Annotated in this window: 18 protein-coding genes; 13 read left to right on the forward strand and 5 right to left on the reverse strand. The window is 64.8% G+C overall.

Going from position 1 to position 26,848, the window contains the following annotated elements; genetic code table 11:
• The first annotated feature begins 9 nt into the window (after window positions 1-9).
• From CLU94_RS17045 to CLU94_RS17085, 9 genes are all read left to right on the forward strand, one after another.
• Window positions 10-1,083 carry an HlyD family secretion protein gene (locus CLU94_RS17045; protein WP_099666481.1) on the forward strand — a complete coding sequence of 358 codons (1,074 nt, stop codon included), beginning with the start codon at window positions 10-12 and terminating at the stop codon, window positions 1,081-1,083.
• A 2-nt stretch (window positions 1,084-1,085) separates the two neighbouring features.
• Window positions 1,086-3,833, forward strand: coding sequence for a ribosome-associated ATPase/putative transporter RbbA (gene rbbA / locus CLU94_RS17050; RefSeq protein ID WP_099666482.1), 2,748 nt, complete (start codon window positions 1,086-1,088; stop codon window positions 3,831-3,833).
• 1 nt (window position 3,834) lies between these two features.
• On the forward strand, window positions 3,835-4,959 hold the full coding sequence (locus tag CLU94_RS17055) for an ABC transporter permease (RefSeq protein ID WP_099666483.1): 1,125 nt from the start codon (window positions 3,835-3,837) through the stop codon (window positions 4,957-4,959).
• Between the two features lie 47 nt (window positions 4,960-5,006).
• A complete protein-coding gene (locus CLU94_RS17060; RefSeq protein WP_099666484.1) occupies window positions 5,007-7,271 on the forward strand; it encodes a DUF3141 domain-containing protein in 2,265 nt (754 codons plus the stop codon).
• 9 nt (window positions 7,272-7,280) lie between these two features.
• A complete protein-coding gene (locus tag CLU94_RS17065; RefSeq protein WP_099666485.1) occupies window positions 7,281-8,696 on the forward strand; it encodes a bifunctional enoyl-CoA hydratase/phosphate acetyltransferase in 1,416 nt (471 codons plus the stop codon).
• Window positions 8,693-9,910, forward strand: a complete 1,218-nt coding sequence (locus tag CLU94_RS17070; RefSeq protein ID WP_099666486.1) for an acetate/propionate family kinase — start codon at window positions 8,693-8,695, stop codon at window positions 9,908-9,910. Before CLU94_RS17065 ends, CLU94_RS17070 begins: the two co-directional genes overlap by 4 nt.
• A 215-nt stretch (window positions 9,911-10,125) precedes the next feature.
• Window positions 10,126-10,602 (forward strand): hypothetical protein, encoded by a 477-nt coding sequence (locus CLU94_RS17075; RefSeq protein ID WP_099666487.1) that lies wholly within the window; start codon window positions 10,126-10,128, stop codon window positions 10,600-10,602.
• A gap of 165 nt (window positions 10,603-10,767) precedes the next feature.
• Window positions 10,768-13,077, forward strand: coding sequence for a M43 family zinc metalloprotease (locus CLU94_RS17080; protein WP_218965304.1), 2,310 nt, complete (start codon window positions 10,768-10,770; stop codon window positions 13,075-13,077).
• Entirely contained in the window at window positions 13,077-13,451 is a 375-nt protein-coding gene (locus CLU94_RS17085) for a hypothetical protein (RefSeq protein WP_099666488.1), read from the forward strand. Before CLU94_RS17080 ends, CLU94_RS17085 begins: the two co-directional genes overlap by 1 nt.
• Here CLU94_RS17085 and CLU94_RS17090 read toward each other — a convergent pair.
• From CLU94_RS17090 to CLU94_RS17110, 5 genes are all read right to left on the reverse strand, one after another.
• Window positions 13,448-13,636 (reverse strand): helix-turn-helix domain-containing protein, encoded by a 189-nt coding sequence (locus tag CLU94_RS17090; protein WP_099666489.1) that lies wholly within the window; start codon window positions 13,634-13,636, stop codon window positions 13,448-13,450. The genes CLU94_RS17085 and CLU94_RS17090 overlap by 4 nt on opposite strands.
• 199 nt (window positions 13,637-13,835) lie before the next feature.
• Window positions 13,836-16,190: a DNA topoisomerase IV subunit A gene (gene parC / locus CLU94_RS17095; RefSeq protein WP_099666490.1), complete on the reverse strand. Its 2,355-nt coding sequence runs from the start codon at window positions 16,188-16,190 to the stop codon at window positions 13,836-13,838.
• A 48-nt stretch (window positions 16,191-16,238) separates the two neighbouring features.
• The gene (locus CLU94_RS17100; RefSeq protein WP_143451454.1) at window positions 16,239-18,044 is read right to left on the reverse strand and encodes a J domain-containing protein; all 1,806 of its coding nucleotides are present in this window, start codon (window positions 18,042-18,044) and stop codon (window positions 16,239-16,241) included.
• Between the two features lie 12 nt (window positions 18,045-18,056).
• Entirely contained in the window at window positions 18,057-19,766 is a 1,710-nt protein-coding gene (locus tag CLU94_RS17105) for a molecular chaperone HscC (RefSeq protein ID WP_099666492.1), read from the reverse strand.
• Window positions 19,766-21,763 carry a DNA topoisomerase IV subunit B gene (locus CLU94_RS17110; protein ID WP_077408539.1) on the reverse strand — a complete coding sequence of 666 codons (1,998 nt, stop codon included), beginning with the start codon at window positions 21,761-21,763 and terminating at the stop codon, window positions 19,766-19,768. Before CLU94_RS17110 ends, CLU94_RS17105 begins: the two co-directional genes overlap by 1 nt.
• 463 nt (window positions 21,764-22,226) lie before the next feature.
• Between CLU94_RS17110 and kdpF the strand changes: the two genes are divergently transcribed.
• From kdpF to kdpC, 4 genes are read left to right on the forward strand one after another with little or no spacing between them, the layout of a single operon-like run.
• Entirely contained in the window at window positions 22,227-22,316 is a 90-nt protein-coding gene (gene kdpF / locus CLU94_RS17115) for a K(+)-transporting ATPase subunit F (protein WP_034746483.1), read from the forward strand.
• Window positions 22,316-24,121 (forward strand): potassium-transporting ATPase subunit KdpA, encoded by a 1,806-nt coding sequence (gene kdpA / locus CLU94_RS17120; RefSeq protein WP_099666493.1) that lies wholly within the window; start codon window positions 22,316-22,318, stop codon window positions 24,119-24,121. Before kdpF ends, kdpA begins: the two co-directional genes overlap by 1 nt.
• Window positions 24,122-24,130: 9 nt before the next feature.
• Window positions 24,131-26,209, forward strand: coding sequence for a potassium-transporting ATPase subunit KdpB (gene kdpB, locus CLU94_RS17125; RefSeq protein ID WP_099666494.1), 2,079 nt, complete (start codon window positions 24,131-24,133; stop codon window positions 26,207-26,209).
• A gap of 10 nt (window positions 26,210-26,219) precedes the next feature.
• Window positions 26,220-26,795 (forward strand): potassium-transporting ATPase subunit KdpC, encoded by a 576-nt coding sequence (gene kdpC, locus CLU94_RS17130; protein WP_099666495.1) that lies wholly within the window; start codon window positions 26,220-26,222, stop codon window positions 26,793-26,795.
• Window positions 26,796-26,848 lie beyond the last annotated feature (53 nt).

Here is a 26,848-nt window from a genome sequence, read left to right on the forward strand (position 1 = left end):
GCCGATACCATGACTCCACAACTGAAGAAAAAACTTATCCCCGCGGCGCTGGTCGTGGCCGTCCTCGTGCTGGGCTATGTGGCCTGGCAAAAAATGCGTCCCACGGGCCCAGGCGAAGGTTTCGTCAGCGGCAATGGCCGCATCGAAGCGACGGAAATCGACGTCGCCACCAAGCTGGCGGGCCGGGTCAAGGAGATCCTCGTGCGCGAGGGCGACTTCGTCAAGTCGGGCCAGCCGCTGGCCACCATGCAGGTCGATTCCCTGACGGCCCAGCGCGACGAGGCGCGCGCGCGCCAGCAGCAGGCGTCCGACGCCGTGGTGGGCGCGCAGGCGCAAGTGGCCGTGCGCGAGAGCGACAAGGCGGCCGCGCTGGCCATGGTGGCGCAGCGCGAAAGCGAACTCGATGCGGCCAAGCGCCGCCTGGCCCGTTCCGAAACCCTGTCGAAAGAGGGGGCTTCCTCGGTGCAGGAACTCGACGACGACCGCGCCCGCGTGCGCAGCGTGGCAGCAGCATTGAACGCGGCCAAGGCGCAAGTGACGGCGGCGCAGGCGGCCATCGACGCGGCAAAGGCGCAGGTGGTGGGTTCGCGCTCCGCCGTCGTCGCCGCCGAGGCGACGACGGCGCGCATCGATTCCGACCTGGCCGATGGCCAGCTGACGGCGCCGCGCGACGGCCGCGTGCAATACCTGGTGGCGCAGCAGGGCGAAGTGCTGGCGGGCGGCGGCAAGGTGCTCAACCTGGTCGACTTGTCGGACGTCTACATGACCTTCTTCCTGCCCGAGACGGCGGCCGGCAAGGTGGCGCTGGGCGGCGAGGTGCGCATCATCCTCGACGCGGCGCCCAATTACGTGATTCCGGCGACGATCTCGTTTGTCGCGGCCAGCGCGCAATTCACGCCGAAGACGGTGGAAACGGCCAGCGAGCGCCAGAAGCTGATGTTCCGCGTGAAGGCGCAGATCAGCCGCGAGCTGCTGCAAAAGCATCTGGCGCTGGTGAAAGTGGGCTTGCCTGGCGTGGCCTGGGTGCGTCTCGATGCGAAGCAGGCATGGCCCGCAGAACTGACTGCCAAGGTTCCGCAGTGAGCATGGACGTGAACTCCTTTGTCGTCAGCATCAAGGGCGTCAGCCAGCATTACGGCAAGACGGTGGCGCTCGACGCCATCGACCTGGACGTGCCGGCCGGCCGCATGGTGGGCTTGATCGGGCCCGATGGCGTGGGCAAATCGAGCCTGCTGTCGCTGGTGGCCGGCGCGCGTGCCGTGCAGCAGGGCAGCGTGATGGCGCTGGGCGGCGACATGCGCGATGCGCGCCACCGCGACGACGTCTGCCCCCGCATCGCCTACATGCCGCAAGGCTTGGGCAAGAATCTGTATCCGACTTTGTCTGTCGAGGAAAACCTGCAGTTTTTCGCGCGCCTGTTCGGCCACGACGCGGCCGAACGCCGCCGCCGCATCGACCAGCTGACCCGCAGCACGGGCTTGCAGCCCTTCCTGGCGCGCCCGGCGGGCAAGCTGTCGGGCGGCATGAAGCAGAAGCTGGGCCTGTGCTGCGCCTTGATCCACGATCCCGACCTGCTCATTCTCGATGAGCCCACCACCGGCGTCGATCCGCTGGCGCGGGCCCAGTTCTGGGACCTGATCGCCGGCATCCGCGTGCAGCGCCCGCAAATGAGCGTGATGGTGGCCACCGCCTACATGGACGAGGCGCAGCGCTTCGATTGGCTGGTGGCCATGGACGACGGCAAGGTGCTCGATACGGGCACGCCGGCCGAACTGCTGGCGCGCACGGACAGCGGCAACCTGGAAGCGGCCTTCATCAAGCTGCTGCCCGACGCCAAGCGCGCCGGTCACCAGCCCGTCGTCATCACGCCGCTCGATGCGGCCAGTGCGCAGGACGTGGCCATCGAGGCCAAAGACTTGACCATGCGCTTCGGCGATTTCACGGCCGTCGACCATGTGAATTTCCGTATCGGTCGCGGCGAGATTTTCGGCTTCCTGGGATCGAACGGCTGCGGCAAGTCGACCACCATGAAGATGCTCACGGGCCTCTTGCCGGCGACGGAAGGCAAGGCCTGGCTGTTCGGCAAGGAGGTCGATTCCAACGATATCGACACGCGCCGCAGGGTCGGCTACATGTCGCAGGCCTTCTCTCTGTACAGCGAACTGACGGTGCGCCAGAACCTGGTGCTGCACGCGCGCCTGTTCCACGTCCCGGAAGCTGAAATCGCTGCACGCATCGACGAGATGGCGCAGCGCTTCGACTTGCGCGCAGTGATGGACGACTTGCCCGACAGCCTGCCGCTGGGCATACGCCAGCGGCTGTCGCTGGCCGTGGCCATGGTGCACAAGCCGGAAATGCTGATCCTCGACGAGCCGACGTCCGGCGTCGACCCCATCGCGCGCGACAATTTCTGGCGCCTGATGATCGAGCTGGCGCGGCGCGACCGCGTCACCATTTTCATCTCCACCCACTTCATGAACGAGGCCGAGCGCTGCGACCGCATTTCGCTGATGCATGCGGGTAAAGTGCTGGTCAGCGATGCGCCGGCAGAACTGGTGCGCAAGAAGGGCGCACCGTCGCTGGAAGCGGCTTTCATCGCCTACCTGGAAGAGGCGGGCGGCGGCACGGCGCCCGCGGCAGTGCAGGAAACGCCGGCGCCCGCGCAGGAAGCGGCAGTGCAGGCACCAGCGCCGCAGCACCGGCGCAGCCGTTTCAGCCTGGGACGCATGCTCAGCTACATGTGGCGCGAAACCCTGGAACTGCGCCGCGATCCCGTGCGCCTGACGCTGGCGCTGGGCGGCTCCGTGCTGCTGCTGTTCGTCATCGGCTTCGGCATCAGCCTGGACGTCGAAGACCTCAGTTATGCGGTACTTGACCACGACCAGACGACTTTGAGCCAGAATTACACGAACAACCTGGCCGGCTCGCGCTACTTCATCGAGCGACCGCCCTTGCGCGACTATGCCGATATCGACAAGCGCATGCGCAGCGGCGAACTGTCGCTGGCCATCGAGATCCCGCCCGGCTTCGCGCGCGACGTGCAGCGCGGCGCACTGGCCCAGGTGGGCGCGTGGATCGATGGCGCCATGCCGATGCGCGCCGAAACCGTGCAGGGCTATGTACAGGGCATGCATCAGCTGTGGCTGGCCGACCAGGCCTTGCACCGCTATGGCATCACGATGAACAACCCCGTCGCCATCCAGACGCGCTACCGCTACAACCCGGACGTGAAAAGCCTGCCGGCCATGGTGCCGGCCGTGATTCCCCTGCTGCTGCTGATGCTGCCGGCCATGCTGGCGGCGCTGTCCGTGGTGCGCGAAAAGGAGCTGGGTTCCATCATCAATCTGTACGTGACGCCCGTCACGCGCCTGGAATTTTTGCTCGGCAAGCAGGTGCCGTACGTGCTGCTGGCCATGCTCAATTTCATCCTCATGGCGCTGCTGGCGGTGACGGCCTTCGGCGTGCCGATCAAGGGCAGCTTGCCGACCCTGATCGGCGCCACCTTCATCTTCAATATCTGCGCCACCGGCATCGGCTTGTTCGCGTCGACGTTTACGCGCAGCCAGATCGCGGCCCTGTTCGTGACCATGATCGGCACCATGATCCCGGCCATCCAGTTTTCAGGCCTGCTCAATCCCGTCTCGTCGATGGAAGGCGTGGGCAAGGCCATCGGCCTGATGTACCCGGCCACGCACATGCTCAATATCAGCCGGGGGGTGTTCAACAAGGCGCTGGGCTTTGGTGACCTGCATGCCTCGTTCTGGCCCCTGATCGTGGCCATTCCCGTGATCCTCGGTGTGACGGTGGCGCTGCTGAAGAAACAGGAGAGCTGATATGCGGCATCTTGAAAATATCTACCGCCTGGGCGTGAAGGAAATCTGGAGCCTGATCCGCGATCCCATGATGCTGATCCTGATCCTCTACACGTTCACCTTGGCCATCTACGTGGCCGCCACGGCCAAGCCGGAAACCCTGCACATGGCCTCGATCGCCATCGTCGACGAGGATGGCTCGCCCCTGTCCGGGCGCATCGCCTCGGCCTTCTTTCCGCCCCAGTTCACGCCGCCGGCCATGATCAACCAGAGCCAGGTCGATGCGGGCCTGGACGCGGGCCAGTACACCTTCGTGCTGACGATACCGCCCAAGCTGCAGGCCGACGTGCTGGGCGGGCGCCAGGCGGAGCTGCAGCTGAACGTGGATGCGACGCGCATGAGCCAGGCCTTCAGCGGCAGCGGCTATATCCAGCAGATTGTCGCCGGCGAAGTGGCCGAATTCGCCAAACGCTATCGGGGCGCGACGGTCTCGCCGGTGGAACTGGTGATGCGCGCGCGCTTCAATCCTTCGTTGAGCCAGGCGTGGTTTGGCTCGCTGATGGAAATCATCAACCAGGTGACGATGCTGTCGATCATCCTCACGGGCGCGGCCCTGATCCGCGAACGCGAACACGGCACCATCGAGCATCTGCTGGTGATGCCCGTGACGCCGGCCGAAATCATGCTGGGCAAGGTCTGGTCGATGGGCCTGGTGGTGCTGCTGGCCGCCGCCCTGTCGCTGAACCTGGTGGTGCGCGGCATGCTGCATGTGCCCATCGAAGGCTCGATCGCGCTGTTCCTGTGCGGCGCGGCGCTGCACCTGTTTGCCACCACGTCGATGGGCATCTTCCTCGCCACCGTGGCGCGCAGCATGCCGCAGTTTGGCATGCTGCTGATCCTCGTGCTGCTGCCGCTGCAGATGCTGTCGGGCGGCAGCACGCCGCGCGAAAGCATGCCCCAGCTGGTGCAAAACATCATGCTGATCGCCCCAACCACGCATTTCGTCGAATTGAGCCAGGCAATTTTGTACCGGGGCGCCGGCATCGACGTGGTGTGGAAGCCGTTCCTGGCCCTGCTGGCCATCGGCACGGCCCTGTTTACCTTCGCGCTGGCGCGCTTTCGCAAGACCATCAGCCAGATGGCGTAGCCCCCGCGCCGGAATGGTCCGGCGTTTTTTGCATGAAAAGGATAGCCATGAAGATCGAAGCTGCACCATTTTTCTCCACCGGCGGCTTGCCGTCGCTGGGCGTGCTGGGCGACTATGCACGCGACTCGTGGCAGCGCATCGTGTTGTACGCGGACGTGATGCGCCGGCGCGGCAACCAGTACCAGGAGCACATGGCCGAGGAAGTGCCGAACGTGCTGGACTTCCCCGCCGAACTGGTGATGTCTGGCCTGGAACTGGCGCGTCCCGTCAACTACGGCCTGGCGCGCATATTGACGCCCGATGCGCCCGAACCTGATCCGTCGAAGCGGCCCTTCGTCGTCGTCGACCCGCGCGCGGGACACGGTCCCGGCATCGGCGGCTTCAAGGCGGAAAGCGAAATCGGCGTGGCCCTGCGCGCCGGCCACCCGTGCTACTTCATCGGCTTCCTGCCCGATCCCGTGCCGGGACAGACGGTGGAAGACGTGATGCACGCCGAGGCGGCTTTCCTGGAAAAAGTCATCGCCCTGCATCCGCTCAGCGAGGGCAAGCCCGTCGTCATCGGCAATTGCCAGGCGGGCTGGCAAATCCTCATGACGGCGGCCATGCGCCCGGAATTGTTCGGTCCCATCATCGTGGCCGGCGCGCCCGTGTCGTACTGGGCCGGCTGGCATGGCCGCAATCCGATGCGCTACGCCGGTGGGCTGATGGGCGGCAGCTGGGCCACGGCCCTGGCGGGCGACCTGGGCAACGGCCGTTTCGACGGCGCCAGCCTGGTGCAGAATTTCGAGAAGCTGAACCCGGCCAACACCCTGTGGAGCAAGCAGTACAACCTGTATGCAAACATCGACACGGAAGCGCCCCGTTACCTGGAATTTGAAAAATACTGGGGCGGCCACGTCTTCCTGAACGACGTCGAGATGCAGTACATCGTCGACAATCTGTTCATCGGCAACCGCCTGGCTACGGCGGAGTTGATCACGTCCGATGGCGTGCGCCTGGACTTGCGCAATATCCGTTCGCCCATCGTCGTCTTTTGCTCGAACGGCGACAACATCACGCCACCGCCGCAGGCGCTGGGCTGGATCACGGACCTGTACCGCGATGACAAGGATGTGCTGCTGCACGACCAGACCATCGTGTATGCCGTGCATGACAGCATCGGCCACCTGGGCATCTTCGTCTCGGCCAAGGTGGGGCACAAGGAACACCAGAAATTCGCCAGCAATATCGACCTGATCAACCTGCTGCCGGCCGGTATCTACGAAGCGAGGATCGTCGACAAGACGCCCGACACGCCGAACGCGGACCTGGCCAGCGGCGACTATGTGCTGCAGGTCGAGCACCGCGGCATCGAGGACGTGCGCGCCATCGTGCAGCCAAGCGTGGAAAACGACCGCAAGTTCGCCGCCGCCGCGCGCGTGTCCGAAGTGAACCTGGCCTTGTACCGCACGTTTGCGCAGCCGTGGGTCCGCGCCATGGTCACGCCGCAGTCGGCGCGCTTCCTGCAGCTCGCGCATCCGCTGCGCGTGTCTTACGAACGCTGGACGGACCATAATCCGCTGGCCAGGCTGGTGGCCAGGGAGGCGGAAAAAGTGCGTACCCACCGCCAGCCGGTATCGCCCGACAATCCGCTGCTGGCCATGCAGGAGGCCATCTCCGGCGCCATCACGGCTGGCTTGAACGGCTGGCGCGACTGGCGCGATACGGTGCAGGAAACCACCTTTGACCTGGTGTACGGCTCGCCGCTGGTGCAGGCGCTGACGGGACAAGCCATCGGCGACACGACGCCGCCGCGCCCCCATCCCGGTATCTCGCCCGAGCATTGCGAATACGTGCGTTGCGAAACGCGCAAGATGGACGAGGACATGCAGCGGGGCGGCCTGGTGGAAGCGGCCGTGCGCGCGCTGTTCTACATCTACCGCTTCCGCATGATCGCCGACGAGCGCAGGGTCAACCTGGCCCTGAAATTGATCAAGCCGCAGTACCGGCAGGATGTCAACATGGAGGAATTCCGCGGCATCGTGCGCCAGCAGGCGCGCTTGATGCTGCATGATTTCGATGCCGCCATCGCCGCCTTGCCGGTCCTGCTGTCGCGCGCCAGCCCGGACGACATCGGCGCGCTGTCCGAATGGCTGCAGCAAGTGCTGCAAGTGCCCGAAGCGCCGACGCCGGACGAGGAAGCGAGCCTGCAGCAGATGCAAGACGTCTTCGATCGCGCGATCAAGGCGCAAACGAAGGCGTTGCCGTCGGACGCGCGCTCATCCCCTGCCGGGCCAAAAGCCAAGCCGGCCAAACACATTACCCCTGTATAGAAGACCACGATGACTACTACCCAAGACGATGACTTGAATATCGTACGCAACCGCACCTTCGACCAGATCGCCATCGGCGACAGCGCCAGCATCACGCGCACCCTGAGCATGGACGATATCGCCCTGTTCGCGGTGATGTCGGGCGATGACAACCCGCAGCACCTCGATGCCGAATTTGCCGCCGCCAGCCGCTACCAGGGCGTGATCGCCCACGGCATGTGGGGCGCGGCCCTCATTTCCGCCGTGCTGGGCACGCGCCTGCCCGGCGCCGGCACCGTCTACACGGGCCAGACCCTGCGCTTCCTGCAGCCCGTGCGCGTGGGCGATACGCTGGCCATCAGCGTCACCGTCACGGCCCTCGAGCCGCGCAGCCGCCACGTGACCCTGGCGTGCCGCTGCGTCAACCAGCATGGTGCCGTGGTGCTCGACGGCGAGGCGCAGGTGATCGCGCCCGCCGAGCAGATCGAACGCCAGCGCGCCACCCTGCCCGAGGTACGCCTGCATAACGGCGACGGCACGCGGCGCCTGCTGGAACACGCGCGCACCCTGGGCCCGATCAAGGTGGCCGTGATCCACCCTTGCGATGAACTGAGCCTGTCGGGCGCGCTCGACGCGCATGCGGCCGGCCTGATCACGCCCGTTCTGGTGGCGCCGCGCGCGCGCCTGGAGGCGGTGGCGCTGGAAGCTGGCCTGAGCCTGGCCGGCATCGCCATCGAGGACGTCGAGCATAGCCATGCCGCCGCCGCGCGCGGCGCCGAACTGGCGGGCAAGGGCGAAGTGGAGGCGCTGATGAAGGGCAGCCTGCACACGGATGAACTGATGTCGGCCGTGCTGGCCGCCAGCGCCGGCCTGCGCACCAAGCGCCGCATCAGCCACTGCTTCCTGATGCAGACGCCCGCGTATCCGCGTCCTTTCATCATCACCGACGCCGCCATCAATATCGCCCCCAACCTGGCCATGAAGGCCGACATCGTGCGCAACGCCATCGACCTGGCGCACGTGATCGGCGTGGCCCAGCCGCGCGTGGCCATCCTGGCCGCCGTGGAAACGGTGAACGCGGACATGCCGGCCACGCTCGATGCCGCCGCCCTGTGCAAGATGGCCGACCGCGGGCAGATCACGGGCGCGATCCTCGACGGCCCGCTGGCTTTCGATAACGCCGTCTCGATCGCCGCCGCCACCGTCAAGGGCATCGTCTCCGAGGTGGCGGGCCGCGCCGATATCTTGCTGGTGCCCGACCTGGAAAGCGGCAACATGCTGGCCAAGCAGCTCGAATACATGGGCGACGCGGACAGCGCCGGCATCGTGCTGGGCGCGAAAATCCCCGTCATCCTGACCAGCCGCGCCGACTCGCGCGCCAGCCGCATCGCCTCGTGCGCCATCGCCGTGATGCTGGCCAACCATTACCGGAGCACGCCGCCATGAACGCGCCAATCACCCATGCCGATGGCACCCTGATCCTGGTGCTCAATTGCGGCTCGTCGAGCATCAAGTTCGCCTTGTTCGAGCAAGCGGGCGGCGTGCTGCCGCAGCAGGCGCAATGGAGCGGCAAGGTCGAAGGCATCGGCCGCGAAAATGCCACTTACCGTGCCGGCGGACTGCCGGCAGTCGCCTTGCAGCTGGACCCGGAGCAGCCGCATCACGCGGCCCTCGAATACATCCGCGCGCAAGTGGTGGCGCAGCTGGCCGGGCGTCCGCTGCGCGCCGTGGCGCATCGGGTGGTGCATGGCGGCAGCAAGTATTTCGCCCCCGTGCGCATCGATTTCACCGTATTGGCCGACCTGAAAAGTTTCGTCCCGCTCGCGCCCCTGCACCAGCCGTTCGCGCTGGAGGCAATCGAGGTGCTGCTGGAATCGCGGCCCGACATCGCCCAGGTGGCGTGCTTCGACACGGCCTTCCACCACACGGTGCCGCAGGTCGAGCAGATGCTGGCACTGCCGTACGATGCGTGGGAGCGGGGCTTGCGCCGCTACGGCTTCCACGGACTGTCGTACGAATACCAGTCGCTGGTGCTGGAGCAGCGCTTCGGTGCTGTCGCGCGTGGCAAGGTCATCGTGGCCCACCTGGGCAGCGGCGCCAGCCTGTGCGCCATGGAGAATTTGCACAGCGTGGCCACCACCATGGGCTTTTCCGCCTTGGACGGCCTGATGATGGGCACGCGCTGCGGCTCGCTCGATCCGGGCGCCGTCATCTACCTGATGGAAATCGAAAAACTGTCGCTGGAAAAGGTAGCGCACGTGCTGTACCACGAATCGGGCTTGCTGGGCGTGTCGGGCGTGTCGGCCGATCCGCCGGTCTTGCTGGCGCAGCAGGACCGCCAGGATGCCACTGGCGAGCGCATCCGCGCCGCGCTGGCTTTATACATCCGCCGCATCGTGCGCGAGATCGGCGCCCTGACGGCCGTGCTGGGCGGGCTGGACATGCTGGTGTTTACGGCCGGTATCGGCGAGCACAGCGCCGAGCTGCGCCAGCGCATCTGCGCCGAGCTGGGCTTTATTGGCCCCGTGCTCGATGCGCAGGCGAATGCGCGCAATGCCAGCCGCATTTCCAGCGATGCCAGCCGCATCGTGGTGGGCGTGGAACCGGCCAACGAGGAGTGGGTGGCGGCGCGCCACGCGGCCCTGGCCGTCAGCGTGTGAGATCCTGCAGCGTACGGCCGCGCTCGATGGGAAGTTTGCCGAAATGCACATATTTCCCGTTGAGTGCGCTAACGCACTGTGTGGTTTGCCAGTTATCTTTACTATGAAGTCATGCCATTGCGCTACATCAAGAAACAGCGCGATGCCTGGCAAATTTTGAACATTTTGCCCGCCTTTAGTAAGAATAAAATTAAACCATATTGAAAGGTCTCATCATGAACAAATTACTCGCCGCACTGATCGCTACCCTGTTTGCCACCGCCGCCTTCGCGCAAACCGCACCGGCCACGGAAGCCGTTGTGAAAGCCCAGGCTTCCGCGCAAAAAGACGTCAACAAGGCTGTTGCTTCGGAAGCCAAAGTCGATGCCAAGGCTGACGCGAATGTCGCCAAGGCGGAAATGAAGGCCGACGACAAGAAAGCCGACGCCCACCACAAGGCCAACAAAACCAAGGCCAAGGCACACGACAAAGTCGTCAATGCTGATGCGGAAGACAAGCTGAAAGCGGAAGCCAAGGCGGATAAAACCGATGCCAAGGCCGATGCGAAAGCCACCAAGACGGCCGTGAAAGCGAACGCCAAGGTCGCCAAGGAAAAAGTGGAAGCGAACGCCGACAAGGCCCTGGCCGCCACCAAGACGGAAGAAGCCAAGGCCAAGGCCGACGCTGAAGTCAAGGCAGCAGCCGCCAAGTAATTCCCCGTTTGCGGGCCACGGCCCGTAAACCCCAAAGACAGCTTCGGCTGTCTTTTTTTTCGTCCGCCACTTTTCCCTGGCGTCGCTTGCCAGTCTTGATCTGCCGCAAATGCTCCTCTTTTCGCCGTGCCATAGTGATCTGGCAAACAGACGAAGGGAGACATCATGAGCACCGCTAAAACGAAAAAAACACCGGCCACCGGTTCGGCTGAAGGCATGTCCGCCATGTCTTCCATGCAGGCGATGCCGGTCGAGGGCGACATGCAGGCCGATGCTGATGCGACGGGCGGTGACGCTATGCCGGGGCCGCGCCTGGGCGTGTCGTATGCCGACCAGACGGCGCTCGCCCAGGGGGCGACCGCCGTGGATGCCGGCGCCATGCCGGGCGGCGGCATGCAGCAGGCGCCGCAAGGCATGGCGGGCACCAGCTGCATGCAGATCGGTGGCGGCGGCATGGGCGGCGATGGTGGCGGTGGCAACGGCGGCGATGGGGGGCAGGGTGGCGGTACGCCGCAGACGCGCACCTGCGCCACGATGGACGTGCATCGTCGCCTGCTGACCGAAGATCCATCCTATGCGAACGTGCGCGCCGATATAGAAAACCTGGCCGGACTCTACGAGGGCGACAGCAGCATTGCCGGACGTTCCGGTGTGACGCAGATACCGGTGGTGGTGCACGTGGTGTGGAATACGGCTGCGCAGAATATTTCGGATGCGCAGATCGCCAGCCAGATCGATGTCCTCAATCGCGACTTCCGACGCGTCAACCCGGATGTGAACAGCACGCCGGCGCCATTTTTGCCCCTGACGGCCGATGCGCGCGTCGAGTTTGCGCTGGCCACGACCGATCCGCATGGCGCGGCCACCAGCGGCATCGAGCGGCGCCAGACGACGGTCGCCTCGTTTGGCGCGGACGATGCCGTCAAGTCGCAGGCGACGGGCGGCATGGATGCCTGGCCGGCCGACAGCTACCTGAATATCTGGGTGTGCCAGCTCGGTGGCGGCTTGCTGGGCTACGCGCAGTTCCCCGGCGGCCCGGCGGCCACCGACGGCGTGGTGATCCTGCAATCGGCCTTCGGCACGAGCGGCACGGCCGCGCCGCCGTTCCACCTGGGCCGTACGGCCACGCATGAAATCGGCCATTGGCTGAACTTGAACCATATATGGGGTGACGACGGCACAGGCTGCTCGGGCACGGACAACGTGGCCGACACGCCGAACCAGGGCGGGCCGAACACGGGCCAGCCTTCGTTTCCCCACGTTTCCTGCAGCAACGGGCCGAATGGAGACATGTTCATGAATTACATGGATTATGTCGACGATCCCGCCATGTTCATGTTCACGGCGGGCCAGGTGGCGCGCATGCAGGCTTGCCTCGATGGTCCGCGCGCCAGCATCGGCACGGGGACGGGCGGCACGGGCGCCACGCCGCGCCAGAGCTCTTCTCCCGTCGTGGCCTGGGGCGCGAACCGCCTCGACGTCTTCGTGCTGGGCACGGACCGCGCGCTGTACCACAAGGCCTGGAATGGCTCGGCCTGGGCGCCGTCCGTCACCGGCTATGAAGGGCAGGGCGGCATCTGTACCAGTGCGCCGCAGGTGGTGTCGTGGGCGCCGAACCGGCTCGACGTGTTCGTCACGGGCACCGACAGCGGCTTGTTCCACAAATGGTGGAACGGCACGGCGTGGGGACCGTCCCTGACCGGTTATGAAGCCATGGGCGGCTTGTGCGTGGGCGACCCGCGCGCCGTGGCCTGGGGGCCGAACCGCCTCGACGTGTTTGTCGTCGGCACGGACCGGGGCCTGTATCACAAGTGGTGGAATGGCGCCGCCTGGGGGCCGTCGCTGACCGGTTACGAAGCCATGGGCGGCATCTGTCTGGGCCAGCCGGAAGCCGTGGCGTGGGGGCCGAACCGCCTTGATGTCTTCGTCATCGGCACGGACCGGGCCCTGTACCACAAGTGGTGGAACGGCACGGCCTGGGGACCGTCGCTGACGGGCTATGAACGCCTGGGCGGCATCTGCACCTCCTCGCCGAAGGCGGTGGCGTGGGGACCGAACCGCCTCGACGTGTTCGTCACGGGTACCGATGGCGCGCTGTACCACAAGTGGTGGGATGGCGCGAAATGGGGGCCTTCCAACGATGGCTTCGAGCGCCTGGGTGGCATTTGCGTGGGCGAAGTGGAAGCCGTGTCGTGGGGTGCCAACCGGCTCGACTTGTTCGTCATCGGCACGGATAGCGCGCTGTACCACAAGGCATGGAACGGCAGCGCCTGGAGTCCGTCGCTGACGGGCTTTGAAAACCTGGGGGGCATCTGCACCTCGCGTCCGCGCGCCACGGCCTGGGCGCCGAACCGCCTCGACGTGTTTGTCACGGGCACCAATGGTGCCCTGTTCCACAAGGCGTGGAACGGCACGGTCTGGTCGCCTTCCGTGAGCGGCTATGAAAGCCTGGGCGGCGTGGTATCGTGTTTCTGATGACAATCTGTTCAACGGGAGGCGGCATGCACGGCATGACGATGGCTTTGCCCAGCGGCAGCTGGACGCATTCCTTCGAGGAGGATGCAGACGGTGTCGAGGTGTACCGGCCCACGGCCACGTTCGCCTTTCCTCCCAGCCGCAAGGGGCGCAAGGTGCTCGAGTTCGGCGCGCCCGCCGGCGCCATGGCACCAGGGGAGGCGGCCTTGACGTCCATGACGCCCGGCCCCGATGACCGGCCCCGCGCCGGCCCAGTGACCCGGCTGCATCCCTTGGGCATGGGCCGCTATGCCGTGGGTGATGCTAGCGGGGCGCAGGAGGTGATCGACATCGTTGAAGCGACGCCCGAGGTGCTGCGCCTGTCGCGGCGTTAAGGCGTGCCGCGCAGCTTGTACGCGAGCGCCGTGCGGTTGCCCACGCCCAGCTTCTGGTAAATCGCATGCAACTGGTTGCGTACGGTGGCCGGCGACTTGCCCAGTTCCCTGGCGATGCTTTTATACGGCAAGCCTTCGGCCGCCATGGCCGCCACCAGCCGTTCGGCCGGGGTCAGGCGCTGCATGGCGCCATGCCTGAAAACTGATTTTTCATCCCTGTTCTCCTGTCTGTGGATAGCATGCCGGTGGCATGCCTGCAGGGATAACGGGAGCGCGGGGCGGATCTGTCAAATTATCTGTGCAACGCTTTTCCCTGCTGCCGCGACGCGGTGACGGGCAAAAAAAAGACAGGCGAACCTGTCTTTTCGTATGACGGGGTGGCGATCAGCCGATGGCCGCCATGGATACCGGTTTCAGCTTGGCCGCCAGCGCCTTGCCCTTCTTCGCGCGCTTGCCGAAGTGTTCGGCCAGGGCCGTGGCGCCCAGCGACGCATCCTGCGGTTTCGATGCCCGGCCGATGCCCGAGACCACCACGCCGCGCTGGGTGATCGGCTGCACGGCCAGCAGCTTGTCCTTGGCATCGAGGTCGATCAGCTTGACGCCCGTGCCGCCTTTGGACAGGGTTTTCATTTCATCGAGGCCGAACACCAGCAGGCGCGCGCCTTCCGTCAGACAGGCCAGGGCGCTGGCTGCCTCGGGGATGACTTTGGGCGCCAGAGGCACGTCGCCGTCGTCCAGGGTGATGAAGGCCTTGCCGCCTTTCAGACGGCTCGTCATGTCGCCCGCCTTGGCGATGAAGCCGTAGCCGGCGCTCGACGCCAGCAGCAAGCTGGTGGCGCCATTGCCCGCAAAGTAATGGAGGATGCGCACGGCGTTGCCGGGCGTGCCGCCGCTCAGGTCGCACAAGGTCGTGATCGGTACGCCGTCGCCGCGCGCGTTGGGCAGCGCCGAGACGGGGACCGAGTAAATCTTGCCGTTGTTGCCAAAGCCCAGCAGGGTATCGACCGTGCGGCACTCGAAGGCGCCATGCAGGCTGTCTCCGGCCTTGAAGGTGAACTGCGCCGCATCGTGGCCGATGCCGGTGCGCGCGCGCACCCAGCCTTTCTCCGAAATGATGACGGTGACGGGTTCATCGACCACCTTCTGTTCGGCCACGGCTTTCTGCGCTTCCTCGATCAGGGTGCGGCGCGCGTCGCCGAACTGCTTGGCGTCCGCTTCGATTTCGCGGATGATGGCGCGCTTCATCGATCCCGGGTTGTCGAGCAGGTCTTGCAGCGATTTTTCTTCCTTGCGCAGCTCGGCCAGTTCCTGCTGGATCTTGATCGTTTCCAGGCGCGCCAGCTGGCGCAGGCGGATTTCCAGGATATCGTCAGCTTGGCGTTCGGACAGTTTGAACGCGTCGATCAGGGCCGCCTTCGGCTCATCCGAATTGCGGATGATCTGGATCACCTTGTCGATATTGAGCAGGATCGCTTCGCGCCCTTCCAGGATATGGATGCGGTCCTTGACCTTGCCCAGTTTGTAGCCGGTGCGGCGCGTGACGGTCTCGAAGCGGAAATCGATCCACTCGCGCAGGATGTCGCCCAGGCCTTTCTGGCGCGGACGGCCATCGCCGCCGATCATCACCAGGTTGATCGAGGTCGACGATTCCAGCGACGTATGCGCCAGCAGCATCAGCATGAACTCCGTCTGGTCCTGGTTCTTCGATTTCGGTTCGAACACGAGGCGCACGGGCGCGGCGCGGCCCGATTCGTCGCGGATGGTGTCGAGCGAATTGAGGATCAGCGCCTTCAGGGCCACCTGGTCCGGCGATAGCGCCTTCTTGCCCAGCTTGATCTTTGGATTCGTCAGTTCCTCGATTTCTTCCAGCACCTTTTGCGACGAGGTACCGGGCGGCAGTTCCGTCACGACGGCTTGCCACTGGCCGCGCGCCAGCTCTTCGATCTTCCAGCGCGCGCGCACCTTCATGCTGCCACGGCCGCTCGCGTACATGTCCTGGATTTGCGATGGCGGCGTGATGATCTGGCCGCCGCCGGGGAAGTCCGGACCGGGAATGATGGCCATCAGTTCGGCGTGCGTTATCTTCGGATCGCGGATCATGGCGACAGCCGCCTTGGCCACTTCCGCCAGGTTGTGCGACGGGATTTCCGTCGCCAGGCCCACGGCGATGCCGGAGGCGCCATTGAGCAGCACCATCGGCAGGCGTGCCGGCAGCAGCTTCGGTTCTTCCGTCGAACCGTCGTAGTTGGGCTGGAAATCCACAGTGCCCATGCCGATTTCATCCATCAGCAGCTTGGCGATCGGCGTCAGGCGCGCTTCCGTGTAACGCATGGCCGCGGCGCCGTCGCCGTCGCGCGAGCCGAAGTTGCCCTGGCCATCGATCAGCGGGTAGCGCAGCGAGAAATCCTGCGCCATGCGCACCAGCGCGTCGTACACGGACTGGTCGCCGTGCGGATGCAATTTACCCAGCACGTCGCCGACCACGGCCGCCGATTTGCGGGGCTTCGCGGTGGAGTTCAAGCCCAGCTCATTCATCGCATACAGGATGCGGCGCTGTACGGGCTTCTGTCCGTCGCACACGTCGGGCAGGGCGCGGCCCTTGACGACGGAGATGGCGTAGTCGAGATAGGCGCGCTCGGCGAAGGTGGACAGGGTCAGCGCTTCGCCGTCGAATACCGGTTCATCCGGCTCGATCGGCTCAGGCTGGGCATCGTCAAATAAATTGGTTTGTGTGGACATGGCGCTTGTTTCGGTGTTAAGTGGTTGCGGTTGAATTCGTGGAGCTGATTATGACAGCCCGGATTTGGAAAAGGACTTGCCGTACGTCAGATACATGTAGCGCAAGGTCAAATAGAGCACGGCCAGGGCCAGTTCGACGCCGTTATGCATCATCGGCATGGCGCGGATTGCCGGGGCTTGGCTGGCCAGCACGAAAGTGGCGATGGACGGCACCAGCACCACCGGCCAGATCGTCTTCCATTTGAAATCGCTGGGGGAAAACAGCAAGCCGGCACACGACCAGACATACAGCGCGGCGCCGACGAAGGCGGCCGGCAGCAGTTGCAAATACAGTTGCAGCAGCAAGCCCGCGCAGCCGATCAGCCATGCCGCGCGCAGGCGGGGCAAGAGCGCCTCTGGCCAGCCGCAATCGCCATACAGACCGGTGGCGCTGCGCAGGGCCAGCGCCGCCAGGCAAAAGATCAATGGCATGGCATCGCCGATGGCCAGCGCCGACTGGCCCCTGCCGCTCATGAACATGGCCGCGAATAGCGACAGGCCCAGACACAGGAACAGCAGCATGCCATGCAATAGCTGGCGGTTCATCGCATACGCGAGCAGGGCCGACGCGCACAGGCCGGCCGCCGTGACGAGGCGCATGGTCTCGCCGCGTTCGGGCAAGAACAGCAGCAAGGCCAGCACGAGGTAGGGCGCGATCCAGCCCAGCTGCCGCAAGCCGGGCCGTTGCCACAGCACGGGCAGGCGTTCCTGCAACGTTTCCTGCAGCGCTTCCAGGCGCGCGAACAGGGGCGCCGGCCAGCGCAAGGCATGCATGGCCAGCAGGGAAAAGGCGAGCGCCTGGAAGCCCAGCAGGCTGGCATAGGCAGCCGTGTCGCCGAGCTTGAAGCCGGCCGCATCGAGCACACCCGCGAGCATGAAGTGCAGCACGAAACCCAGGCCGCCCGAGGCCAGCGCCGTCTGCTTGAAGTAGCGTTTGGCATGGACGGCGTGTTCCCACTGCTCGAACAGGTCTGTATCGAGCTTGCAGGCAAGCATCTCGCTGTGCTGCCAGCGTATCGCGTGCAGCAGTTCGCGCAGCTGCAGCGTGAATTTGCGGTCGAACAGCTGGCGCGCGTAGGCGCTTGGCGGCTGCTGCGACATGATGCAGTCCAGGCCGGGGTAGCTGTCGCGGTTGTCGCTGAAATGGGCGAACGAGCGGTCCGCCCGGTAGCGCTGCACGGCGCTGCGCACCAGATCCGCATGGCTGCGCGCCAGGTAGGAAAAGTCGCGGTCCCAGCCCAGCTGCTCGAACAGGGCCTGGCGCAGCGCCAGGTCATAGCCGGCGCTGGCGCAATAGCGCAGCGCGCACAGGTCGAATTCCTCGCGCACGTCAAGGTTCAGCATGGCGTCGTCCTGCAGCATGCGGGCCAGCATGTCGCCGGCATGCGCATGCTGCGTCAGCACCAGGCAGCCTTGCCACAGGTTGGCCGCTTCCTGCGCCGGGTCGATGGCGACCACGCCCCATTGTTCCGGGGGAGGGGGCTGTTCCTGGGCGATGATGCCCCACAGTTCCGCAGGCGCTTCCTGCACCGCCTCGTCGATGACGCCCCACAGGTCGGCCGGTCCCATGGGCGGCGCTTCTGGCGTTTCCGCCGCTGCCGCTTCGGCCGCTTGCGGTTCCGGAAATTCCTCGGCAAACAGGTGCGCATGGCGCAGCGCGTATTCATACGCTTCGCGCAGCTCCTGGAAGGCGGCCGGATCGTCTTCGGGACGCGTCACCTTCAGGCGCTTCGCATACGCGCGCTTGAGGGCGCGCTCGTCGCCCGTCGGCTCCGTGTCCAGGATCTCCCACAGGCTGCGCTGCCCGTTGTGCATGCCGCCGTCCATTTACAGGAAGCTCTCGCTCTCGACCTGGCGCAACACCTCGTCGAGCGCCTGGCGCGCCTTGCGGATGGTGCTCGGGTCCTGCGTTTCCAGCGCCGCCTGGAAATTGGCCGTGTGCGCCGCCAGGTACTGGCGCACGTCGCCCAGCGATTGTTCGTACAATCGGTCGGCGCGCGTGACCAGGGTGCGGTTTTCCATCTGTTCGCGGGGGTGGATCTTCAGGTCGGCCAGTTCCGCAAAGCGCTGCTCGATCTGTTCCGGCGTCATCACGCCCGCATTGTCGCTGATGACCATCTTGTGCTTTTCCTGCGTGGCCAGCACCGTCACTTCCGCTTCCAGCACGCCGCTGACGTCATAGGTGAAGCGCACGTCGATGCCGATCTCGCCCGCCTTTTTTGCGGGAATCGGGAAGTTGATCTTGCCGAGGAAGACGTTGTCGGCCACCAGGCGCGACTCGCCCTGGAAGATCGCCACGTTGATTTCCTTCTGGTTGTCGTAGATGGTGGTGATGTTTTCCGTGCGCGAGACAGGCACCACGGAATTGCGCTCGATGATGGGCAGGTAATGCCCGCCTTCATACTGGTTCGCGCCGACCTGGCGCGAAATCGAAATGCCCAGCGAATACGGCGCCACGTCCGTCATGACCACTTCGTCGAGGGCGGAGTCGCGCATCTTGAGGCCCGCCTGCACGGCGGCTCCCAGTGCCACGGCTTCGTCCGGGTCCAGGTGGATGGCGGGGAAGCGGCCGAACATGCGCGAGACGAGTTTACGCACCAGCGGCATGCGCGTGGCGCCGCCGGCCAGCACCACTTCATTCAATTCCGCGGCGCGGATGGTGGCGTCGCGCAGCGCCCGTTCCACGGGCAGACGCAGGCGGGCCAGCAGCGGTTCGCACAATTGCGCCAGCTTGTCTTCGTTGATCTCCCAGCTGTATTCCTTGTCCTGGTAGCGCGTGGCCATGCGCACGGACGGCTGTTCCGACAGCAGGCGCTTGACGCGCTCGGCTTCATCGCGCAGCAGCTGCTGCTGGCGCGGGTCGAACAGGCGGCTGCCGGCGGCGTCGCGCAAGCCGCTGCCTTCCAAAAAGGCGTCGACCAGCACGGTGACGAAGTCTTCGCCGCCCAGAAAATTGTCGCCGGCCGAGGCGCGCACTTCCATCACGCCTTCGAACAGCTCCAGGATCGACACGTCAAACGTGCCGCCGCCCAGGTCGAAGACGAGGAATTTGCTTTCCTGTTCCTTGTCGCGGATGCCGTAGGCCAGCGCGGCGGCCGTCGGCTCGTTGAGCAGGCGTTCCACGCGCAGGCCCGCCAGCTGGCCGGCGATGCGCGTGGCCTTGCGCTGCGCATCGCTGAAATACGCGGGAACCGTAATGATGGCTTCCTCGACCTTGTGCCCCAAAAAGGCTTCGGCATCTTCCTTCAGCGCGCGCAGCACCATCGACGACAGTTCTTCCGGACGGAATTGCTGCGTGCCGAGGGTGATCTTCTTTTCGCTGCCCATGTAGCGCTTGAAGACGGCCGCCGTCAGCTGCGGGTGCGTCTGCAGGCGCTCGCGCGCGGCGCGGCCCACCAGCACGGTGCCGTCGTCATCGATGCTCACGCACGACGGCGTCAGGTGTTCACCGAGCGCATTCGGGATGATGGAAGCCTTGCCGTCGCGCCAGATGGCGACCAGGCTGTTGGTGGTGCCCAGGTCGATGCCGATGATCATCAGATATCCGCCTCCGCTTCATTGCCGTGTTCTTCGATCCAGGCGCGGCGTCCTGCCGCTTCGCCTTTGCCCATCAACATATTGAAGCGGGAGGCCGAGGCCATGTGGTCGACTTCACCGAGCGTGACGGGCAGCAGACGGCGCGTGTCCGGGTTCATCGTCGTTTCCCACAGCTGCTCGGCGTTCATCTCGCCCAGGCCCTTGAAGCGCGAGATCGACCAGGCGCCCTGTTTCACGCCTTCCTTGCGCAGCTTGTCCTCGATGGCGAGCAGTTCGCCGTCGTCGAGCGCATAGATCTTCTGCATCGGCTTCTTGCCGCGCGCGGGCGCATCCACGCGATACAGGGGCGGGCGGGCGATGCAGATGTGGCCCTTGTTGATCAGGGCCGGGAAGTGCTTGAAGAAAAGCGTCAGCAGCAGTACCTGGATGTGCGAGCCATCCACGTCCGCATCGGACAGGATGCAGATCTTGCCGTAGCGAAGGCCGGACAGGTCGGGCGAGTCGCCCACGCTGTGCGGATCGACGCCGATGGCGACCGCGATGTCGTGGATCTCGTTATTCGCGAACAGGCGGTCGCGGTCCGTTTCCCACGAATTCAAGACCTTGCCGCGCAGGGGAAGAATTGCCTGGAATTCCTTGTCGCGGCCCATCTTGGCTGAACCGCCCGCCGAGTCGCCCTCGACGAGGAACAGTTCATTGCGCGTGATGTCCGACGATTCGCAGTCGGTGAGCTTGCCCGGCAGGACGGCGACGCCCGAGGATTTTTTCTTTTCCACTTTTTGCAGCGAGCGCTGGCGCGATTGCGCCTGCTTGATCACCAGCTCGGCCAGCTTCTTGCCGTAGTCGACGTGCTGGTTCAGCCACAGTTCCAGCGGCGGCTTGGTGAAGGTCGAGACGAGGCGCACGGCGTCGCGCGAGTTCAGGCGTTCCTTGATCTGGCCCTGGAATTGCGGGTCCAGCACCTTCGCCGACAGCACGAACGAGGCGCGCGCGAACACGTCTTCCGGCAGCAATTTGACGCCTTTCGGCAGCAGCGAGTGCATTTCGACGAAGTTTTTCACGGCGCCGAACAGGCCGTCGCGCAAGCCCGATTCGTGCGTGCCGCCGTTCGAGGTGGGAATCAGGTTGACGTACGATTCGCGCACGATGGCGCCTTCTTCCGTCCACGCCACGACCCAGGCCGCGCCTTCGCCTTCGGCAAAGCCTTCCGAGTCCGGGCCCGCATACTGCGCGCCTTCGAACAGGGGAATCAGGGTTTCGCCATTCGATACCTGCGCCAGCGTTTCGGTCAGGTAGCCGCGCAAGCCTTCCGCGTACTGCCAGGTTTGCGTATCGCCCGTTTTCGCGTTGGTGAGGGTGACGGTGACGCCCGGCAGCAGCACGGCTTTCGAGCGCAGCAGGCGTTGCAGCTCGGTTTGCGAGATGTTCGGCGAATCAAAGTATTTGGCATCGGGCCAGGCGGTGACGCGCGTGCCTGACTTCTTGCCGTCGCGCGGGGCGGGGCGGGAGCTCAGGGGCTCGATCACGTCGCCGTTGGCAAACACCATATGGTGCAAGCCGTTGCCGTCGCTTTCCTTGCGCCAGACGGTGATTTCCAGGCGCGTCGACAGCGCATTGGTGACGGACACGCCGACGCCATGCAAGCCGCCCGAGAACGCATAGGCGCCGCCCGAACCCTTGTCGAACTTGCCGCCCGCGTGCAGCCGCGTAAACACGATTTCCACCGTCGGCACGCCTTCTTCCGGGTGCAGGCCGACGGGAATGCCGCGGCCATTGTCTTCGACGGTGATGCTGCCATCCGTGTTTTGCGTCACGGCGATATGCGTGCAGTGACCGCCCAGCGCCTCGTCGGAGGCATTGTCGATCACTTCCTGAATGATGTGCAGCGGATTTTCAGTGCGGGTGTACATCCCCGGGCGCTGCTTGACGGGTTCCAGTCCTTTCAGGACACGGATGGATGATTCGCTGTAGTCGGATGCTGGTTTTTTAGTGGCCATACGTGTTCAAGCTAAGTAAAGACAGTGGTTGGAACGCCAGGCCAGGGCACTGCGGGGCGCAGTGACAGCGGCGGCGATAACTGTATAAATATACAGTATATCCCGTCCAGCGTCACTGGGGGAGGGCAGTGCGGCAGGCTTGGCGTCCTTGTGCGGACGCTCGCGCATTCTATCTTGTCCCGCGAGCAATAGCGCTACTCTAGGGCAACAACAGTGCGCCGCGCGCGTGGTTTGGCGCCCATTGTGAAGGATTTTATGCGGTAAAGCGCCCGTTTTTACATCTTGTTTACAGCTGCCTCCCCAGTCTTTACGAATTTTTTAGACCCTTTTGGCTAATCTGCTCACTATCAAAACAAACCTGAATGAGGGTGGGAATGGATCTCGTGTATCTCGGCTTGATTGCCGTGTTTTTCGTCGTGGCGGCCGGCTTTGCCGTCGCCTGCGACAAATTAGGGAGCGTCAAATGAACGCGTTTTATGTGCTGGGCGCCGTCGTGTCGGCTGGCCTGCTCGTGTACCTGCTGGTGGCGCTGCTGAAGGCGGAGGAACTGTGATGACGACGCAATCGATACTGTTATTGGTGGCTTTCCTGGCCGTGCTGCTGGCCGCCGGCTATCCGCTGGGCCTGTACATGGCCAGGGTGGCCGGCGATGGCCCCGTGCGCGGCCTGGGCTGGCTGCAAAAGGTGGAAAACCTGCTGTACCGCTGGTCCGGCCTGCCCGCCGACAAGGCCATGGGCTGGAAAAGCTATGCCATCGCCCTGATCGTCTTCAATACCGTGGGCGCCGTCTTCGTGTACGGCCTGCAGCGCCTGCAGGGCTTCTTGCCCTTGAATCCCCAGGGTCTCGGCGCCGTCAGCCCCGATTCCTCGTTCAATACCACCGTCAGCTTCGTCGCCAATACCAACTGGCAGGGCTACGGCGGCGAACAGACCATGAGCTACCTGACGCAGATGCTGGGCATGGCATGCCAGAACTTCTTTTCGGCGGCCACCGGCATCGCCGTGATCTTTGCGCTGGTGCGCGGCTTCGCCTCGCGCTCGGGTAAATCGATCGGCAATTTCTGGGTCGACCTGGTGCGCTCGACCCTGTACATCCTGCTGCCGCTGTCCCTGGCCCTGTCCGTCGTCTTCATGGGCGAAGGCATGATCCAGAATTTCTCCGCCTACAAGGAAGTGACCCTGCTCGACCACGTGGCGTATGAAACGCCGAAAATGACGGCCGACGGCCAGCCCGTGCTGGATGCCGCCGGCAAGCCCGTGATGGAAGCGCAGGTGGCGACCACGCAGACGATCGCCATGGGGCCCGTCGCGTCGCAGGAATCGATCAAGCTGCTGGGCACGAATGGCGGCGGCTTCTTCAATGCCAATTCCTCGCACCCGTATGAAAACCCCACCGTGCTGTCGAACTTCCTGCAGATGCTGGCCATCTTCATCATCCCCGCCGGTCTGTGCTTCACCTTTGGCCGCATGGTGGGCGACCTGCGCCAGGGCTGGGCCGTGCTGGCCGCCATGACCTTGATCTTTGTCGTCATGACGGCCGGTGTGATGAGCGCCGAGCAGCAAGCCAATCCCGCCTTGCAAGGCCTGGGCCTGGACCAGCAGGCCAGCAGCCTGCAATCGGGCGGCAATATGGAAGGCAAGGAAACGCGCTTCGGCATCAGCTCATCGACCCTGTTCGCGGCGGTGACGACGGCCGCATCGTGCGGCGCCGTCAACTCCATGCACGATTCCTACATGCCCCTGGGCGGTATGGTGCCGCTGCTGCTGATGCAGTTCGGCGAAGTGATCTTCGGCGGCGTGGGCACGGGCCTGTACGGCATGCTGATGTTCGCCATCCTGGCCGTCTTCATCGCCGGCCTGATGATAGGCCGCACGCCCGAATATCTGGGCAAGAAAATCCAGGCCTATGAAATGAAGATGGTGTCGCTGGCCATCCTGATTACGCCAGCCCTCGTATTGACGGGCACGGCGATCGCCGTGATGGTCGAACCGGGTACGGTGGGCGTGGCCAATCCGGGCGCGCACGGCTTCTCGGAAATCCTCTACGCCTTCACGTCGGCGGCCAACAACAACGGCAGCGCGTTTGCCGGCCTGTCCGCGAACACGCCGTTCTACAACGTGATGCTGGCGATCGCCATGTGGTTCGGCCGCTTCGGCGTGATCGTGCCCGTGCTGGCGGTGGCCGGTTCGCTGGCGGCCAAGCAGCGCCTGTCGGCCAATGCCGGCACCATGCCCACGCACGGCCCCATGTTCATCGGCTTGCTGATCGGCGTTGTCGTGCTCGTCGGCGTTTTGAATTACGTTCCCGCGCTGGCCCTGGGCCCGATCGTCGAACACCTGCAACTTTTCATCAAATAAGAGGCTACCATGTCACGCACAAGCCTGACCTTGTTCGATTCCGCACTGATCGGCCCCGCCGTCGTCGATGCGTTCAAAAAACTCGACCCCCGCACGCAGTGGCGCAGCCCCGTGATGTTCGTCGTCTACGTGGGCAGCATCATCACGACCCTGCTGGCCATCCAGGCCCTGAATGGCCAGGGTGAAGCGCCATTCGGCTTCATCGTCGCCGTCGCCGTGTGGCTGTGGTTTACCGTGCTGTTCGCGAACTTCGCCGAGGCGCTGGCCGAAGGCCGCAGCAAGGCGCAGGCGGCGTCCCTGCGCGCCCTCAAGCAAACGGTGATGGCAAAGAAAATGCAAACGCCGAAGTACGGCACTTCCTGGCTGCCCACTCCGGCCACCGACCTGCGCAAGGGCATGACGGTGCTGGTCGAGGCGGGCGACGTGATTCCCGCCGACGGCGAAGTGACGGCTGGCGTGGCCTCCGTCGACGAAAGCGCCATCACGGGCGAATCGGCGCCCGTCATCCGCGAGTCGGGCGGCGACTTTTCCGCCGTGACGGGGGGCACCCGCGTGCTGTCGGACTGGCTGCTGGTGCGCGTTTCCGTCAATCCGGGCGAAGCCTTCATCGACCGCATGATCGCCATGGTCGAAGGCGCCAAGCGCCAGAAGACGCCGAATGAAATCGCCCTGACGATCCTGCTCGTCGCCCTGTCCATCGTGTTCCTGATCGTCACCGTGACCTTGCTGCCGTATTCGCTGTTTTCCGTGGCGGCGGCCGGCAGTGGCACGCCGGTGACCATCACCGTGCTGATCGCGTTGCTGGTGTGCCTGATCCCGACCACCATCGGCGGCCTGTTGTCCGCCATCGGCGTGGCCGGCATGAGCCGCATGATGCAAGCCAATGTGATCGCCACGTCGGGCCGCGCCGTGGAAGCGGCCGGCGACGTGGACGTGCTGCTGCTGGATAAAACGGGCACCATCACCTTGGGCAATCGCCAGGCATCGAGTTTTGTACCGGCACCCGGCGTAACGGAGCAGCAGCTGGCCGATGCGGCGCAACTGGCCTCCCTGGCCGATGAAACGCCGGAAGGGCGCAGCATCGTCGTGCTGGCCAAGCAGAAGTTCAATATCCGCGAACGCGAGATGGCCAGCCTGCACGCCACCTTCGTGCCCTTCACGGCGCAGACGCGCATGAGCGGCGTGGATATTCCGGGCGGACAGCAGGTACGCCAGCTGCGCAAGGGCGCGGCCGACTCCATGAAAAAGTATGTGGAAGCGCTGGGCCAGCCGTATCCGGCGGAGGTGGGGCGCGCCGTCGACGACATCGCGCGCCGCGGCAGCACGCCGCTGGTGGTGGTCGATGATGGCCGCGTCATGGGCGCCGTGGAGTTGAAGGATATCGTCAAGGGCGGCATCAAGGAGCGCTTCGCGGAACTGCGCCGCATGGGCATCAAGACCGTCATGATCACGGGTGACAACAAGCTGACGGCAGCTGCCATCGCCGCCGAGGCGGGCGTGGACGATTTCCTCGCCGAAGCGACGCCGGAAGACAAGCTGAAACTCATCCGCAGCTACCAGTCCGAAGGCCGCCTGGTGGCGATGACGGGCGACGGCACCAACGATGCTCCGGCGCTGGCGCAGGCCGACGTGGCCGTGGCCATGAACTCGGGCACGCAGGCGGCAAAGGAGGCGGGCAATATGGTCGACCTGGACTCGAACCCGACCAAGCTGCTGGAAATCGTTGAAATCGGCAAGCAGATGCTGATGACGCGCGGTTCATTGACGACGTTCTCGATCTCGAACGACATCGCCAAGTACTTCGCCATCATCCCGGCCGCCTTCGTGGGCACCTATCCGCAATTGAAGGCGCTGGACATCATGCACCTGGCCAGCCCTGCGTCGGCCATCATGTCGGCCGTGATCTTCAATGCCTTGATCATCGTCGTGCTGATTCCATTGGCGCTGAAAGGCGTGCAGTACCGGGCCATCGGTGCGGCCAGCCTGTTGCGCCGCAACCTGCTGATCTACGGCTTGGGCGGCATCGTCCTGCCCTTCATCGGCATCAAGCTTATCGACATGCTGCTGTCCGCACTCAATTTAGTCTAAAGGAACCATCATGAGCACTATCGTACGTCCCGCCCTGGTCCTGTTTGCCGCGCTGACCGTGATCTGCGGCGTCGTCTATCCGTTTGCCACGGCCGGTATCGGGCAGCTGGCCTTCAACGATGAAGTCAACGGCAGCATCGTCGAGCGTGGTGGAAAACCTGTCGGATCGAGCCTGATCGGCCAGTCCTTCACCTCGCCCAAGTATTTCTGGGGCCGGCCATCGGCCACCGCGCCGATGGCGAACAACGGCGCCGGTTCGGGCGGCTCCAACCAGGGTCCGAGCAACCCGGCCCTGGTGGACGCCGTCAAGGCGCGCATCGCTGCCCTGCAGGCAGCCGATCCGGGCAATCGCAACCCGATCCCTGTCGACCTGGTGACGGCGTCGAGCAGTGGCCTGGATCCGGAAATCAGCCTGGCGGGCGCCTTGTACCAGGCGCCGCGCGTGGCCCGCGTGCGCGCCGTGCCGCTGGCGCAGGTGGAAAACGCCATCGCCAAGGTGCAGAAAACCGCGTATATCGGCTTTTTCGGCGAACCGCGGGTCAATGTGCTGGAACTGAATCTGGCGCTGGATGCGGCCGCGAAGTAAGATGATGCAGGGGCAGAGCCGCCGGTTTTGCCCCTGGTTTTGACATTAAAAGA

The organism is Janthinobacterium sp. 13 (genome assembly GCF_002749695.1).
GTDB classification, from domain to species: domain Bacteria; phylum Pseudomonadota; class Gammaproteobacteria; order Burkholderiales; family Burkholderiaceae_D; genus Janthinobacterium; species Janthinobacterium kumbetense.

Coding starts and splice junctions, on each gene's coding strand:
- CLU94_RS17045 (WP_099666481.1), top strand. CDS start 10: ATGACTCCACAACTGAAGAAAAAACTTATCCCCGCGGCGCTGGTCGTG.
- rbbA (WP_099666482.1), top strand. CDS start 1,086: ATGGACGTGAACTCCTTTGTCGTCAGCATCAAGGGCGTCAGCCAGCAT.
- CLU94_RS17055 (WP_099666483.1), top strand. CDS start 3,835: ATGCGGCATCTTGAAAATATCTACCGCCTGGGCGTGAAGGAAATCTGG.
- CLU94_RS17060 (WP_099666484.1), top strand. CDS start 5,007: ATGAAGATCGAAGCTGCACCATTTTTCTCCACCGGCGGCTTGCCGTCG.
- CLU94_RS17065 (WP_099666485.1), top strand. CDS start 7,281: ATGACTACTACCCAAGACGATGACTTGAATATCGTACGCAACCGCACC.
- CLU94_RS17070 (WP_099666486.1), top strand. CDS start 8,693: ATGAACGCGCCAATCACCCATGCCGATGGCACCCTGATCCTGGTGCTC.
- CLU94_RS17075 (WP_099666487.1), top strand. CDS start 10,126: ATGAACAAATTACTCGCCGCACTGATCGCTACCCTGTTTGCCACCGCC.
- CLU94_RS17080 (WP_218965304.1), top strand. CDS start 10,768: ATGAGCACCGCTAAAACGAAAAAAACACCGGCCACCGGTTCGGCTGAA.
- CLU94_RS17085 (WP_099666488.1), top strand. CDS start 13,077: ATGACAATCTGTTCAACGGGAGGCGGCATGCACGGCATGACGATGGCT.
- CLU94_RS17090 (WP_099666489.1), bottom strand. CDS start 13,636: ATGCAGCGCCTGACCCCGGCCGAACGGCTGGTGGCGGCCATGGCGGCC.
- parC (WP_099666490.1), bottom strand. CDS start 16,190: ATGTCCACACAAACCAATTTATTTGACGATGCCCAGCCTGAGCCGATC.
- CLU94_RS17100 (WP_143451454.1), bottom strand. CDS start 18,044: ATGCACAACGGGCAGCGCAGCCTGTGGGAGATCCTGGACACGGAGCCG.
- CLU94_RS17105 (WP_099666492.1), bottom strand. CDS start 19,766: ATGATCATCGGCATCGACCTGGGCACCACCAACAGCCTGGTCGCCATC.
- CLU94_RS17110 (WP_077408539.1), bottom strand. CDS start 21,763: ATGGCCACTAAAAAACCAGCATCCGACTACAGCGAATCATCCATCCGT.
- kdpF (WP_034746483.1), top strand. CDS start 22,227: ATGAACGCGTTTTATGTGCTGGGCGCCGTCGTGTCGGCTGGCCTGCTC.
- kdpA (WP_099666493.1), top strand. CDS start 22,316: ATGACGACGCAATCGATACTGTTATTGGTGGCTTTCCTGGCCGTGCTG.
- kdpB (WP_099666494.1), top strand. CDS start 24,131: ATGTCACGCACAAGCCTGACCTTGTTCGATTCCGCACTGATCGGCCCC.
- kdpC (WP_099666495.1), top strand. CDS start 26,220: ATGAGCACTATCGTACGTCCCGCCCTGGTCCTGTTTGCCGCGCTGACC.